Source organism: Oleiphilus sp. HI0080 (assembly GCF_001635135.1).
On record NZ_LWFU01000204.1, the window covers coordinates 1 to 361 of the forward strand.

General features: G+C 42.9%; 1 pseudogene. It reads right to left on the reverse strand.

What is annotated here, in order from left to right:
* Positions 1-101: 101 nt before the first annotated feature.
* Positions 102-361, reverse strand: a pseudogene (locus tag A3751_RS02135) (mechanosensitive ion channel domain-containing protein); the annotation flags it as partial.

Here is a 361-nt window from a genome sequence, read left to right on the forward strand (position 1 = left end):
TGTCTATCACTCTCAGCGAAGCCGGAAAGTGCATTCAGTCCCGTGCCACCAACAATTGCGTACATTCTTCTACTCCGAATTAACCAAGGCACAAAACCAAATCAGGGCTTTGGCTCTTCGATATTATGAGCAAGCCCACTATTAACCAGTTCTGGCAAATGCACCGTTGATGTTGGGAACGCAAACTCTGCGCCCTCACCTTCGATGATCTTTATAATCTCAACCAACACTTTCTGTTTTACTGTGTGGTATTCGATCCAGTTTGTTGTCTTGGTAAAGGTATAAATAAAGAAGTCTAAAGAGGAGGCACCAAACGCATCAAAATTAACGATTAGTGTTTGCTCTGTATCAAGGTCAGGAT